Origin of the sequence: Pseudomonas sp. NFACC05-1, from assembly GCF_900100135.1 — a bacterium.
In the GTDB taxonomy this organism is placed as follows: domain Bacteria; phylum Pseudomonadota; class Gammaproteobacteria; order Pseudomonadales; family Pseudomonadaceae; genus Aquipseudomonas; species Aquipseudomonas fluorescens_Q.
Map to the genome: position 1 here is coordinate 153432 of NZ_FMTR01000007.1, position 13829 is coordinate 167260.

Consider the following 13829-nt stretch of genomic DNA (forward strand, 5'->3'; position numbering starts at 1 on the left):
GGAACTGTCATACGCCGGATTACTTGACGACGTACACCTTGCGCACATAAACGCTGCTTTTCCAGGCACACGGGGCATTCAGCGGGACGAATACGGTATCGCCGGTGTTGACCGTCAAGTCGCTGCCGTCGGCTGCCTGTAAGGTGACGCTGCCTTCGAGCAGGTGCATCAGCTCATGCAGTTTGTGCGGTCGTGACTTGCGGGTGTAGGGCGTCGAGTCCCAGATACCGATGCGCAGGTTGCTCGCTTCTTCGACAAACAGATTGTGCGAGCGACATTGCGGTGGCGGGCTGAGCAGGATCTCCTCATCCGGGGCAGCGGAAGGCGAGAGCAGGGTGTGGGCGGGGAGTGCCGTCAGTCCGGGAAGGTGCGCTTCGATGCGCTGGGTGTCGGCACAGAAGGCCCAAAGCGAGCCGGGTTGCGCCTCGACCTCTAGCGCGGTCCCCCGACCGATCACCGCGCTTTCACCTGGCTTGAGCTGCAGCGTCTGCCCCTGGCTGCGCAGCGTTACTGCGCCGGCATGCACCACGAGCGTCTCACTGAAGGGGTATTCATCGACGCTGAACAGCCCGCTCGCCCGGACCACGCCGGCAGTCATGCCATCCTCCCCGGCATAGGCGATGAGTCGGTCGAACGGATCCTTGGCGCCCAGTGAACCCGGGGTGAACGGGGTTGAGGCAAGACTGCCATCGGCGTGTGCCAACAGCACTGCAGTGGGTTCGAGCATGAAGATGATTCTCCAGGGAGCATTGAGGGAAGTGTGGGTTTTCAGCCAATGGCCTGGGTCACCGGCGCAAATTGCCGAACCGCACAGGTAGCCTGCGGGGGTGTGCCCCGTGCCATTTGGGCGACGGTGTCGACCTGCTTGAGCCCGGCATCTTCCAGCCAAGGGGCCAGACCGCTGTTTGAGGGGATGTCGATACGAACGAATGCCCCCGGCACTTGGGCCAGCAGCACGGCGATCAAGTGCTGAGCCTGTTCCAGGGTTTGGGCGATGACCGGGCCAATGCAGCGACCACGGCCAAAGGGACGCAGCAGGGCGAAAGCGCACAGGTGACCGTCCTGTTCGATACCCACGCAATGTTCAACGACACCGAACAGGTCATTGAGTACGGCGCTTCGTTCCAGCCCGCTCCCGGCATTGGCCAGTTTGATCAACTCGGCGTGATCGGCTTCGTCCAGCACGCGGCAGCGTTCGCCGGCGGCCAGTTCTTGCGGGGCCGGCACCAGCGCTTGCCCTTGATGCTGCTGGATATGCCCAAAATCAACGAACCCCTGGCTGGCATACAGCGGGGCACCGGCCAGCGTCGCATTGAGGATGGCGGTTCGTGAGCCGCAAGCTTCGATTGCCAGTTCCATCAGTTTGCGCCCGATTCCCTGGCCTTGATATTCATCGTCGACAATCACCAGGCCGATCGTGGCGTAATCCCCCTGGGCGCAGGTGAACGCCGTGCCAATCAAACGGCCCTGGTCTTCCACGACAAAACCCTGGGCAACACGTTGCAACATCGCCCAGTCTTCCAGGCGATGGGGCCATTTCAATTGCACGGACAAGGCATGGGCCGCAGGCACATCGGCGGCGGTCATGGCGCGATAGAAGTAAGTAGGGCGTTGCGAAATGGACATGGCAGATCACCATAAAATAAGGGGCGAAATCGGATGGATGTGTGCGCTGAAAGTCTTTGTATCTCACCTGCCATCGGGCCTGGCAAGGGCGGCAAATCGATTCGGTATCTTCCGTAAGCAACGGCTCTGCCGGCCACATTTCTTGCTCAAATCAGACGCTTGGCCAGCAGTAAATACCGGGTCGTTTTTTCGCTGTTCAGATCGAAACCAGAGGTCATCGAGGGCTCAATAGTTACGCTCACGATCAACCAGGCCCAGCATCGATTTTCCCCGTTGATGCCGGCGGATGTTCTCCAACAACACGCCAAAGGCACTTTCAGGCTGAGTCATCGCCGCGATGTGCGGCGTCAACAGTATCTGTGGATGGTGCCAGAAGGGGTGATCCATCGGTGCCGGCTCCTGCTCCAGCACGTCCAGCACCGCGGCGCTGAGTTGGCCGTCGGCAAGGGCTTCAAGCAGGTCCGCTTCCACCAGATGCCCACCTCGGCCCATGTTGACCAACGCTGCGCCCTTGGGCAGGTGTTGGAACAGCTGGCGGTTGAGGATCCCTCGGGTCTGCTCGGTCAACGGCAGGACGCACAGCACAATGTCGCATTGACCGAGAAAGGCCGGCAATTGCTCGTCGCCAGCAAAGCACACGACGCCCTCGATGTCATGCTCGCTGCGGGCCCAGCCCGATAAGGCAAAACCAAAGGTCTTCAAGGTGGCGAGTATCTGCCGTGCCTGCAAACCCAGGCCCATGAGGCCCACCCGGCGTTGCCCGGCGGGCACCAGCCGGTGCGCTTGCCAGCACCGTTCGGCCTGTTGCTGGCGATAGCGCAACATGTCCCGGTGCAGGTTGAGCACGGCGAAACTGGCGTATTCGCACATGCCCTGGCTGATGCCCGGGTCGAGCAAGCGCACCACCGGCAGCGTCGTAGGCAACCGGCTCAGGTCAAGTTGATCCACGCCGGCCGACAAGGCAAACAGCACCTGCAGATTCGGCAACAGCGTTTCGACGTCGTCCGGCGCCTGCCAGGCCGCCAGGTACTGGATATCCCGCGGGTCGCCGATGTCTGGCCAGGCACGCCATTCAATGTCCGGCGCGTGTTCGGCGAATAGGCGCCGCCAGTGTTCGCCGCGTACCGGGTCAGCTTTATAGAGCAGGGCCATGGGTCACTTCTCGCCTGAAATCAAGGAGCCCCTAGCATGCCTCAACGCCAGAGCAGGATCTGTCGAAAGGGCCGGCGTAGCAGCATCGCACTGCGTTGCAAGGTGCCTTTTGCGGCAGATTCCATGGGGCTGGAATGCCTCTGGAGGATTCTGCTGTTTGCCGGGGTGTAAACAGTCGATCCGAATTTCTCAACGACCAAGTTCGGCTTAGACAATCGCGTCGAACGCTTAACCTGTGAACACACCGCAGCCGCTTCCTGGGTGCGAGGCTCACGATGGGAAATGCCAATGAACAGTAAAGTCGAAGAAACCCCAAGTTTGCTCCGTCAGCGTGATCAATTCGTGCCACGTGGCCTGGTCACCGCGCACCCGTTGGTGATCGATCGGGCCCAGGGTTCGGAATTATGGGACGTGGATGGCAAGCGCTACCTGGACTTCGTCGGCGGCATCGGTGTGTTGAACATTGGCCACAATCACCCCAAGGTCGTCGCGGCCGTGCAGGCCCAGTTGCAGAAGATCTCCCATGCCTGCTTCCAGGTCGTGGCCTACAAGCCTTACCTGGACCTGGCCCAGCGCCTGTGCGAAATGATCGGCGGCCAGCACGCCTATAAAGCGGCATTTTTCACCTCGGGTGCCGAAGCGGTGGAAAACGCGGTGAAGATCGCCCGGGCCCACACCAACCGCTCGGCCGTGATTGCCTTTCGTGGCGGATTCCATGGCCGGACCTTGCTCGGCACCACGCTGACCGGCATGAGCCAGCCGTACAAACAGAACTTCGGCCCGTTCGCCCCGGAGGTCTTCCACACGCCCTATCCAAATGCCTATCGCGGCGTCACCAGCGCCATGGCGCTGCAGGCGCTGGACGAGCTGTTGGCCACGCAAGTGGCACCTGAGCGGGTCGCGGCCATCATCATCGAGCCGGTGCAGGGCGATGGCGGTTTCCTGTCGGCCCCCGCCGAGTTTTTGCAGGGCCTGCGCGCATTGACGCAAAAGCATGGCATTGTGTTGATTCTCGATGAAATCCAGACTGGTTTCGGTCGTACCGGTAAATGGTTCGGTTTCCAGCACGCCGGCATCCAGCCGGACCTGGTCACGGTCGCCAAGAGCCTCGCCGGTGGCTTGCCGTTGTCGGGTGTGGTCGGCAAGGCCGAGATCATGGACGCTCCACTGCCGGGTGGCCTGGGCGGTACGTACGGCGGTAATGCGCTGTCGTGCGCGGCGGCGCTGGCGGTGATCGAGGCGTACGAGCAAGAACAGCTGCTGGTCCGTGGCGAAGTCCTGGGTCAGCGCTTGCGCCAGGGCCTGCTGCATCTGCAAACGCGTTACCCGCAGATCGGCGACGTGCGCGGCAGCGGCTTCATGCTGGCGATCGAACTGATCAAGCATGATGAGGCGCGGACCCCGGATGCCGACCTGAACCAACGCCTGATCGACGAAGCCCGGGCCGGTGGTTTGCTGGTGATCAAGTGCGGGGTGTACCGCAACGTCTTGCGCTTCCTGGCGCCGCTGGTGACCAGCGAAGCGCAGATCGACGAAGCGTTGCAGATTCTCGACGGTGCCTTGGCACGCGTCCTGGGCTGATGCCCGCGTTCATGACGTTTGCCGGGGCAAGCGTCAGTGGCGGTTAATGGAGCGTTGATCGATGGGACATCATCGGAGGCTTTACAGATGAGGCTGACTGAATATCGGGCGTTGTTGATCGACTGCGATGAGGTCTTGGTGGATCGGGACTCCGGCGTCTGGACGGCGTTGCAACCGTTGCTGGAAAACCATGGCGAGCCGTTGGACAAAGCACAGGTGCTCGCCGATTTTGACGAAGTACTGCAAGCCTTGTACCCGCGTTTCGGCGAATTGGGCTTCAGCGGCTTGCTGTGTTTCGCCCACCGTCAATTGGCCGAGCGCTGGAAGCTCAAAATCAGTTGGGAGGAGGGCATGAGCTTCGCCCGCTCGGCTGCCGGTTGGACGCTGTTCGAGGATGCGCCGGGTGCGATGCTCTACCTGCGCAAGTTCTATCGGTTGTTGGTGCAAGGGGATCGCGATGCCGAGGACCGGGGCGTGTTGTGCGAGCGCCTGGGCATCGAGCCTGATGATTTTATTTCGCTGGCGAGCGACCCGTTGCAGGATCACGATTGGCTGGCGGCCAATGGCCTGAGCGCCGAGACGATTCTTCAGGTGACCCGTCCTGGCGCCCGTCCACGGTCGGTTGGGGCTGTCTGCCTGATCTGCCGCAACGCCGATAGGTCGCCCGCGCCCTGTGCGGCGGACTACTGCATCAACAGCATGGCTGATCTGGTCGCTCAGCATCAGCTGTCCTTACGACGCTGATTTTGTTAGAAGATTGTCTTACAAACGGCAGGCAAGAGGTATGCGATGGAAGGTTTAGCGAAACTGGACCGGATCGACATCAGCATTTTGGTAGAGCTTCAAAAAGATGGCCGCATGACCAACGTCAGCCTGGCCGATGCCGTGGGCTTGTCCGCCAGCCCGTGCCTGCAGCGGGTCAAGCGACTGGAGTCGTTGGGGTACATTTCCAGCTACAAGGCCCATCTGAACCTGGCCAAGATTACCGACTCGGTGACGGTCTTCACCGAAGTCACCCTGAGCGACCACAAGCGTGAGGACTTCGCCAAGTTCGAATCCAACATCCGCCTGGTGGATGAAGTACTCGAATGCCACCTCATCAGCGGCGGCTACGACTACCTGGTGCGCTTCATGACCCGCAGCATCCAGGACTATCAGGACGTGATGGAAAGCCTGTTGGACAAGAACATCGGCATCTCCAAGTACTTCAGCTACATCGTCATCAAGTCACCGGTGCGCAAGGATGAGATTCCATTGCGCAAGTTGTTGCGGCATTGAGTTCGGGAACCATCCTAAAACAGCTGCGGGAGCGAGCTTGCTCGCGAAGGCGTCGGCAGGTTCGGCATTGAGGCACGCTGATCCACCGCCATCGCGAGCAAGCTCGCTCCCACAAGGGATCTGGGCTTTTATTCCTTGAGGAAGGTCAGCAGATCCTGATTGAGACGATCCTTGTGCGTCTCGGTCAAGCCGTGCGGCGCACCAGGGTAGACGATCAGTCGAGCGCCCTTGATCAGCGCCGCCGAGGCCCGGCCTGAAGCGTCGATAGGCACGATCTGGTCGTCATCGCCATGGATCACCAGCGTCGGCACATCGAACTTCTTCAAATCGCCGCGCAAGTCGGTAGCCGAGAATGCCGCGATCGAGTCATAGGTATTCTTGCTGCCACCCTGCATGCCTTGCACCCAGAACGACTGGATCAACCCCTGGGATGGCTTGGCGCCCTTGCGGTTGTAGCCGTAGAACGGGCCCGAGGCAATGTCCAGGTACAGCTGCGAGCGGTTCTCCAGGGATGCCTTGCGCAGGCCATCGAACACCTCGATAGGCAAGCCACCGGGGTTGGTGTCTGTCTTGAGCATCAACGGCGGGACAGAGGACACCAGCACGGCCTTCTTCACTCGAGCGGTGCCGTGACGGCCGATGTAGCGAGCCACTTCACCGCCCCCTGTCGAGAAGCCCACCAAGGTGACGTCCTTCAGGTCCAGCGCTTCAATCACCGCCGCCAGGTCATCGGCATAGTGATCCATGTCGTTGCCTTCCCAAGGCTGGCTGGAGCGACCGTGGCCGCGACGGTCATGAGCCACCACGCGATAACCCTTCGAGGCGAGGAACATCATCTGGCCTTCCCAGCTGTCGGAGTCCAGTGGCCAGCCGTGGCTGAAGGTCACGACCTCACCATCGCGCGGGCCCCAGTCCTTGTAATACAGCTGGACGCCATCCTTGGTGGTGATGTAACTGGCGGACTGAACCACGCTGCCGACAGCAGACGCGCTGGCAGCGGACTGGACAGGTGACGCGGCTTCGGCGCTGAGGGTGGCCAATGCCAGGGTGGCGACAGCGAGGGTGCGGTTGAATGTGTTCATCGTTTCTCTCTCCATAAGGTCAGTTTGATCTGCGGCGATCGTCGTCGATCGCGTTGGTGGGCAGATTAGAGAGAGAGGCCGAGGACGAGAACGGCGCCGGTATCGATAGCAACTATGGGAAAATCGGATAGCTGCGTTTCGCTTCGGTTGCGTGTGAATGGTCGGCGCGGGTTATGGTGACCTTGTGGCGAGGGGATTTATCCCCGCTGGGTTGCGCAGCAACCCCAAAATTTAAGGGGACTGCTACGCAGCCCAACGGGGATAAATCCCCTCGCCACAATTGCCTGCTCTGTACAGATTCACACGGATGAAAGCGGCAGTGTCTTCAGGCCATTTGGCGTTTGAATATGTGCAACCAGGGAGGGAGCCGAAGACGCTTGCCGTGCATGAAGATGAACCGGGCCAGAAAAGTTCATGGCCGTCAGGATCGCGCTGACTTTTTCCGGATCCGTATGGAAGATCTCCAGCGTCAATAGCGCGCACCCCTTGTCCTGGAGCATGTCCGCAGGATGAGGCCCAGGCGCCCATTGAATGAGGGTGGGGACTGATCCAGCCATGGGAAGGCTTCCATCAGCCGGTATGGTGATTTGCCAATTCAGTGCTCCTCTCGTCATGGGTTCGACATCTCCGACAAGGCCAGGGCAGGCATCACGAGCCGTATGGATATCATCGGTGCGTGCTACCCAGGTCGCCAGGCGTGCCGGCGAATCGGGAGCCAATTGATCGAGGCCGAACCAGCGTGCCCGGTGCGGACGTAGGGCGGACGGGTCCACGGCAATCACTTCGAGGTAGACCCCGGGGCCAAGGTGCAGCAGCCTGTTATGGGTGCCCATGCGTGAGTGGACGCCACCCGGCTGAAGGTCGACGCCCAGCGCGTCAGTCACGAACGCGCAGCCGGTATCGAGGTCCGTTGCCACGATGACAAGGTGATCAAGGGTGGTTTTCATGTGTTCATCCATCCGTGGGTTGGGAAGTGTCTGTCGCCATCAACCAAAAGAAGGCATCGGCCCCAGCGAGTGCAAGATCCACATGACCGCCGCCACTGCTGCCAGCGCGGCGACCACAATGCCGATCAGCACCCATTTCAGGATTTTCTGCCCTTTCGACGGCTGGGACCTTGGCCCGTGTGCCTCGACCATGTGCCGAATTTCTCCGGCGCATCGCGGGCAAACAGCGGTGTCGTAAGGGAGGAGGGACCCGCATTGATCACAGTTTGTCATGTCGTCACTTCGAGGCTCAAAGGAGGGGGGGCCCTTTATGGGCTCGTAAAAGCGGACCGAACATGTGTGGCGTCAGTCGCTTAATATTTGTAGACGATGCCCAGCCTGCCCATGATCTCCAAGGCATTGGTCAGGCCCAGGCCGTTCATGGGCAGGCAGGCGAAGGCCTGGTATTCATCGAAGTGCGTGCCGATGGCCAACAACTTCAAGTCATGGGCCTCCAGCTGGGCGTTGAAATACTGCAGGAGCGCACGCTCCCAATCGTTGGCGCGGTTGATGGCATCGATGGCGTTACGCTCGGGCACAGGGATTTCAATGCCCAACTGTCGCAGCGGGGCGAGGGCATTGACGGCATCGATCCCGCAGGACGACCACTCCTTCCATTCGAACCCGGCCAACTGATTGGTCTCGGTGAGTGCTGACTCGACCTGCGTCCAAGCCCAATCCCACTGCCCGGTAGGCGCCGGGATGTTCTGAATGAGCGCCTGCGCGCGCGCCTCGTCGAACAGGCAATCAAACAGATCGGCCAGGGTATCGGCCAAATCGGGCTGCGGCCCGTGTCCCTGGGTGTCCAGGTCGTGGCTCAAGCGCTGCCATAGACTGCTCAGTTCGGCCCAGTCCTCGTCGTCCATGTCGTCATCGATCACCTGGGCCTTATGGCCGCGCAGGTAGTTATCCAGCCGTGTCTTGCGCACGCGTACGCTGCCCTCGGCGAGATCGACCTCATAGCTGCGGTAATCCAGGTAGTTGGTCTGGAAAACGATGCGGTCAGCAAACACCTCATGGGCGAGGCTTTCCTCAGCGTCGAAATACGCCGCGCCTTCGCAGTTGCCATGGGCGGTGATGATGCGTTGAAACGACAGTGGGTCGATCGGATTCATGTGGGCGGGTCACAGGGAGAAGGGCGAAACGGAAGCGCGGCGTACGCTGTCCGATATCCGGATCGCGCTGATCGTACACCAAGGCCTGGAGATTGCTAAGGGGCGGAATGTGGGCTACGTCAACTGGCGGGCGCGTGTTTGGGTCTATGCTTACCTTGCCCCCTTGAACCAAGCCCGTCCATGCACAAACACCGAACAATCCGCCGGGAGAACATGTGAGACATTCGACACCGGTTGCAGCGCTGATCTGCCTATTGCTCGGCACGGTTGATGCCAGGGCCGAGGAGTATCAAGTCATCACCGAAGAGTGGGCACCGTACAACTATCAGGAAAACAATCAGCTCACCGGCATGACCACCGAGATCGTCCGGGCCATCATGGCGCTCACCGGGAATGACTTCGAGGTGCTGTTGCAGCCGAGTATGCGAGCCACCCAGGTACTGAAGACGCGACCCAAGACCATCATGTACTCCCTGTTCCGCACACCGGAGCGCGAGCCGTTGTACAAATGGGTCGGACCGATCGTGGAGGAGTCCATCCACCCCTATCAACTGGCCAGTACGCCGCCGGTCAACTCCCTGGAACAACTGCTGCATGCCCCGCAGATCACCACCCGTCACGCCGGCCTGGTGCCGCAGATGTTGCAGTCGCTGGGCTTCAACAACCTGGATAAAAGCGCCACCGAGAGCAAGTTGCTTTACCGCATGCTGCTTGCCGGGCGCACCGGCATCATCATCGGTGACACCGATGCGGGCGTGGCTTATTACAGCCGTCAGTTGAACATCGCGCCGGGCACCTTGCGACGGATCCCTATCGAACTGTATCGCTCATCGCTGTACATCGCCTTCAGCCCTGACAGTGAGGATGAAGTGGTGGCGGCGTGGGCCAGTGCGTTGGAGAAGTTGCGGCGTTCCGGGGAGTTGGAGCGGATTCAGCGGCGGTATGAGGGGGCGGTGGGGCAATGAGCGCGCGGAACCGGCGAAAGCCGGCCCCGCAGACCTGCACTCACTTCACGCTCTGCACATGCATGTCGATGGATATCGAGTCATTTTTGTCAGTACTGGCGTGATAGAAGAACCCATAGTCAACCAAGTAGTAATAGTGCGTCAGCGGCACGACTGTTGAGCTTGGGCGCTGTTCACGGCAGCTCAACGCCTTGGCGTTACCGCTCAAGGCTGGGTTCAGTCGTTTGGCTGGCCCTTCACTGTCGACGGTACAGTCGAAGGTTTTCGGTTCCTTGCCCACGGTGCCGATCAGATTGCTGGTGAGGCTGCCCTGGCGGGTAAAGCCCAGCTGACTGCCCACAGGCATACGCTGCCAATCGCCACGGAAACTCAGGCTGTTGACCACCTCGGTGTTCTCGGAACGCGTGGCCTGCTCTGTGCCCGATAGCCTGATCAGGCCGCGCCAGTTGATCTGGCGGCCATTGAGGTTTTCGCTTTTGTGAACGATGCTGAGCTGCCGGGTCACAGGGTCAGTGGACAGGAAGTACTCAGTACGCTCCGGCCAACTTTCTTGGGCATGACTGGCGGTGCCTGCCAACTCAATATAAGTCAGCGTCTTGACCGGGGCCGGCATGTGAAGTTGCTCAATGCTCCTCAATACACCTGGGTTGATGTCGGGCAGAGCATCCGCCGCGATCGGTGCTTTGGTACGAGACTTGAACGTCGGCAGAGTGGCAATGGTCGTAGGCGCGTTGCACACGAGTTCAAAAACCTTCAACTGATCCTGATCGGCCGCTGTCATCGCCTTGGCCTCGGGAAACATTTCGATTTTCCCGTCAGTGACCTCGTTATTGGCATTGAGGTAATAACGGGCCAACAGCGTGACCTTTCGCGCTGCGCAGTCCAGCGTGTACTGCTCGCGGGTCTGCGTGAAAGGAGACCTACTCAGCGGGTTCAGGCGGGTCTGCGGCTCGTCGTAGGCCATCCAGAACTGCACCTGTTTACCGTTTTTGCGCACGCTGCTGTTATCCAGCAACAGCCACCGTTCAGCGTCCCCCTTCATCACCTGGCGCCAATCCGGAGCGGGGAGGTTTTTACACGCCTGGGTGAACTCCCGGTTGTTCATCAGCGTGGCGTGATAACGCTCGGGCAACGCTGTTGGCGGGGCATAGTGGCCGCTATTGTTGGCGTAGGAGCGGCGGAGCATGAACGAGTAAACCTGGTTGACCTGAGGTCTGGAGCAGGCCGCCGAAAACTGAACCGTTTGCCAGAAGGGTATGTTCGGTTCGCGGGGGGCGAACACCTGGAAGTTTATGACGTCGCCTTCGCGCATCAGGCTATTGGGCGTCAACGGCTGAGCGAGCAGGGTGGCTTGCTTATCGGCTGGTGGCTGTTGGCTGGCGCAGGCGGTTAGCAGCACTGAGGCGATGAGAAGGGTAGGGCGTTGCACAGATGTCTCCGGTAAGTCCATTGAGGGAGGCGGGGTGGGGCGATGTCTTGGGGCTGGGGGCTTAGGATAGAGGGAGTGATTAGCTGATGCGAGCCCTGGCCAGCAATCAGGCCGGCCAGTGTCGGTGAAGCGACGACTACCGGCCTGTGGCACTGCATCGAGCAACAACACGGGTCGGGGCTTGACGGAACGTCCAATGGGTAACTGGTTTACCTACGGGCTCCAGGCCAAAGGTATAACACGGACCCATTCATGTATGAGTTTTATCCTCTACCGTCTTCAAGTAGGCCGCAGGTACCGACTCCACAAGCCAAACGCCATTGTCCGCCTGAAAGAACCGAACCCCTGCCTGTTTCATACCCTGTACATCAACAGCGAGTAGAACAGGTTGTCCATAGCGCTTGCCGACGGCCATTGCCGTTTCGGGACTTTCAGTCAGATGGACATGGTGCCGACTGCCTGGGATCAAGCCCTGCACCTCGATGGAGGCCATGAAGCGGCTGGCGGTTCCATGATAGAGCTGGGCAGGTGGTGTTTTTTCGACGTGTTGCACCTGGACCTGCCCGGTGCTGTGACCTTGTGCGGCTCGAATGCGTTGGCCATCTTCAGAGAGCGTGAAACGCTTCTTTTCGTTGGTCTCGACCACCTCGTGCAGCATCTGGTAGTCGAAGGTATGGCCATGTTGGTGGGCGTTCGAAATCAGATTATCAATGTCGGCCCAACCGTCGCGGTCCAGGACTAGCCCCATGGATTCGGGGGCGTGGCGTAGTACGTAGCTGAGGAGCTTGCTGATGTCGTCGCGTTGTTTCTTGTTCAAGGAAAGGTCCGTTTTCATTAGCTGATTGCAAATAGTACTGTGCTTGGTTGTATGGCGGCACTCAAACGAACGTTGCCCGGAGGCCGAAGCGGGCTCATTCTGAGTGATGTTGAGTTGATATCACTCAGTTGAGTTGGTACTATCCGCGGCGGAGTAGTTGAGCATCGGTAAGCTCACCCGCCCTTTACTTAAGCTTCGGCTTTACATTATCCGCGGGGGAGAAGAAGTTTTCTCCATGCCGGTTCGAATCCGGCCTACTTCACGTTAAGCAGCAATATGACGAGCACTATAATTTTACGTACGCGAGCTTTGAAGCTGTTCCGTACCAAGCTTGGCAATCCGGTGCGAAACCTGAACAGTGTCGTGATTGGTTTATGCGGGGTCGGTGCAGGAATAGCGTTGAAACCCAAGGATCTTGCTGTTAGCTGGGCTCCTGGTGATCTCATCCAGGCTGAGCGTGAGGCAAGAGGGTTTGCAATAAAGTCTTTGATGGTAACGGCCTGTGATGCCTTGGATCATTACCTTGAAGACTTAGGCGTTGGTCCGAGCCCATTGGCTGATATGACCTTACGTTCAGTGCTGAGAAAAGAGCCTCAGATTACCCAAAGGGGCCAGGCGCTCACGCCAAGCGGCATATCAATGCTCGAGACGCGACTGAATGAAGTCATCGATCGCCCATCCGAGATCAAATCTGTCCTGCGTGATTTTTCGGAAAAGTTCTGTGGCAAACAAAAAACGCTATCGTTGAATGCTCGTTGTGGTGGGCTTTTTTTCCACGCTCAAACCTTGAACGGACCTGCCATTTCCGCCATTCCTCTAAGACCGTCCTATCACTCGGCTGTGGTCCTATTGGTTGCATGGCGCAATGTACTCGTACACGACATGGATACGGATCCGCTAGATCCCAAGGTCGTTTCGGACTTGATCGCGGATAAGGAGTATCTGGCTGCCGAGCATGCCGGTATAGACTTCGAAAAAACCCTTGAGCGATACAGTTCTAAGAGCGAGCCATCTCTTAAGGATATTTCTACACTCGTCTCCATACTCATGCGGTATCTAGCCGCAATTGATGCTCGGCTAATCGCATCCTGTGATCTTAGTAGATTTGTTCAAGAGGCCGTTTGCGAGGAGCTGAACTTGCGTGGTGCGCCAGAAGATACCCTGCGGAAGTGGGCAGGCAAGAGCTATCCTGAGCGTATTTCAAAGGCGCTTAGAATGGTCGGTAACCATGGCTTCGTTTCCACAACTTTTGACAGAAAGAAAAAAAGCTATCCTGGACGCGTGATCGCGAAGCAGGACATGAGTTTTCTTGATGCTAAGAATTTCAAGGAACTTTCAAGCTTGGTTTTTCCAGATATTTGTAAAAGGTAACTAGATCACGCCAAAATCGCAGAGTCGGGTCAGGCCACGGCTGTCAAGTTATAGTCTGATCCGGATTTCTGCTGAGGTATAGGTCTCTGGCATGCTACAGGTCAGTTCAATTCCGGATATATAGGCAGTGACAGAATCAGGCGCCTGATGAAGCCAATCGCGGCAGACGTTCTACCGCTCTTGATAGTACTGCGCTCTACGCCTGGCTTCTTCCCGCTCCATTTCTTCATAATGCTTGCGTTCTTCCCGCTCCCTCGCTTGATGGCGCTCGCGGTGTTTCCTGTCTGCTGCTCTATCCATTTCGCGCTGGTGTTCCCAGTGGCGCCTGTTTGCCTCTCGATAGTCCTGGTTCCGATCACCGGCAAATGCGCCCGCTGAGGTGAAGCCAATCCAGGTGAGTACAAAAATGGCAGCCATTTTCATGTGA

15 protein-coding genes and 1 tRNA gene are annotated in these 13829 nt (G+C 58.9%); 6 read left to right on the forward strand and 10 right to left on the reverse strand.

Annotation, left to right across the window (positions count from 1 at the left end):
• Window positions 1–19 precede the first annotated feature (19 nt).
• The 3 genes from BLO97_RS13595 to BLO97_RS13605 all read right to left on the reverse strand — a co-directional run bounded on the left by BLO97_RS13595 (window position 20) and on the right by BLO97_RS13605 (window position 2778).
• Window positions 20–727 (reverse strand): cupin domain-containing protein, encoded by a 708-nt coding sequence (locus tag BLO97_RS13595; RefSeq protein WP_092346210.1) that lies wholly within the window; start codon window positions 725–727, stop codon window positions 20–22.
• 41 nt (window positions 728–768) lie between these two features.
• The gene (locus BLO97_RS13600) at window positions 769–1626 is read right to left on the reverse strand and encodes a GNAT family N-acetyltransferase (RefSeq protein WP_092346212.1); all 858 of its coding nucleotides are present in this window, start codon (window positions 1624–1626) and stop codon (window positions 769–771) included.
• Window positions 1627–1851: 225 nt separating this feature from the next.
• Entirely contained in the window at window positions 1852–2778 is a 927-nt protein-coding gene (locus BLO97_RS13605; RefSeq protein ID WP_092346214.1) for a 2-hydroxyacid dehydrogenase, read from the reverse strand.
• Between the two features lie 288 nt (window positions 2779–3066).
• Here BLO97_RS13605 and gabT point away from each other — a divergent pair, with 288 nt between their 5' ends.
• From gabT to BLO97_RS13620, 3 genes are all read left to right on the forward strand, one after another.
• The gene (gabT, locus tag BLO97_RS13610; RefSeq protein WP_092346216.1) at window positions 3067–4359 is read left to right on the forward strand and encodes a 4-aminobutyrate--2-oxoglutarate transaminase; all 1293 of its coding nucleotides are present in this window, start codon (window positions 3067–3069) and stop codon (window positions 4357–4359) included.
• An 87-nt stretch (window positions 4360–4446) separates the two neighbouring features.
• Entirely contained in the window at window positions 4447–5103 is a 657-nt protein-coding gene (locus BLO97_RS13615) for an HAD family hydrolase (protein WP_092144580.1), read from the forward strand.
• 45 nt (window positions 5104–5148) lie between these two features.
• On the forward strand, window positions 5149–5637 hold the full coding sequence (locus BLO97_RS13620) for an Lrp/AsnC family transcriptional regulator (protein WP_003203167.1): 489 nt from the start codon (window positions 5149–5151) through the stop codon (window positions 5635–5637).
• A gap of 128 nt (window positions 5638–5765) precedes the next feature.
• Here BLO97_RS13620 and BLO97_RS13625 read toward each other — a convergent pair whose 3' ends face one another.
• The 4 genes from BLO97_RS13625 to BLO97_RS13635 all read right to left on the reverse strand — a co-directional run bounded on the left by BLO97_RS13625 (window position 5766) and on the right by BLO97_RS13635 (window position 8820).
• Entirely contained in the window at window positions 5766–6719 is a 954-nt protein-coding gene (locus BLO97_RS13625; RefSeq protein ID WP_092346218.1) for an alpha/beta fold hydrolase, read from the reverse strand.
• Window positions 6720–7018: 299 nt separating this feature from the next.
• A complete protein-coding gene (locus BLO97_RS13630) occupies window positions 7019–7666 on the reverse strand; it encodes a VOC family protein (protein WP_092346220.1) in 648 nt (215 codons plus the stop codon).
• 39 nt (window positions 7667–7705) lie between these two features.
• A complete protein-coding gene (locus BLO97_RS31620; protein WP_158265810.1) occupies window positions 7706–7858 on the reverse strand; it encodes a hypothetical protein in 153 nt (50 codons plus the stop codon).
• Between the two features lie 161 nt (window positions 7859–8019).
• A complete protein-coding gene (locus BLO97_RS13635; protein ID WP_092346222.1) occupies window positions 8020–8820 on the reverse strand; it encodes a DUF6630 family protein in 801 nt (266 codons plus the stop codon).
• A 215-nt stretch (window positions 8821–9035) separates the two neighbouring features.
• On the opposite strand from BLO97_RS13635, the gene BLO97_RS13640 reads away from it, so the two are divergent.
• On the forward strand, window positions 9036–9785 hold the full coding sequence (locus BLO97_RS13640) for a substrate-binding periplasmic protein (RefSeq protein ID WP_063320565.1): 750 nt from the start codon (window positions 9036–9038) through the stop codon (window positions 9783–9785).
• A 40-nt stretch (window positions 9786–9825) separates the two neighbouring features.
• Here BLO97_RS13640 and BLO97_RS13645 read toward each other — a convergent pair whose 3' ends face one another.
• Entirely contained in the window at window positions 9826–11385 is a 1560-nt protein-coding gene (locus tag BLO97_RS13645) for a surface-adhesin E family protein (protein ID WP_256571876.1), read from the reverse strand.
• 79 nt (window positions 11386–11464) lie between these two features.
• Window positions 11465–12031: an RNA 2'-phosphotransferase gene (locus BLO97_RS13650; protein ID WP_086936753.1), complete on the reverse strand. Its 567-nt coding sequence runs from the start codon at window positions 12029–12031 to the stop codon at window positions 11465–11467.
• A gap of 150 nt (window positions 12032–12181) precedes the next feature.
• On the opposite strand from BLO97_RS13650, the gene BLO97_RS31625 reads away from it, so the two are divergent.
• Window positions 12182–12293 (forward strand) — tRNA-OTHER (locus tag BLO97_RS31625).
• Window positions 12294–12340: 47 nt separating this feature from the next.
• The gene (locus BLO97_RS13655; protein ID WP_175489845.1) at window positions 12341–13402 is read left to right on the forward strand and encodes a hypothetical protein; all 1062 of its coding nucleotides are present in this window, start codon (window positions 12341–12343) and stop codon (window positions 13400–13402) included.
• 171 nt (window positions 13403–13573) lie between these two features.
• Here the strand turns inward: BLO97_RS13655 and BLO97_RS13660 are convergent, their stop codons facing one another.
• On the reverse strand, window positions 13574–13825 hold the full coding sequence (locus BLO97_RS13660) for a hypothetical protein (protein WP_092346228.1): 252 nt from the start codon (window positions 13823–13825) through the stop codon (window positions 13574–13576).
• Window positions 13826–13829: the final 4 nt, after the last annotated feature.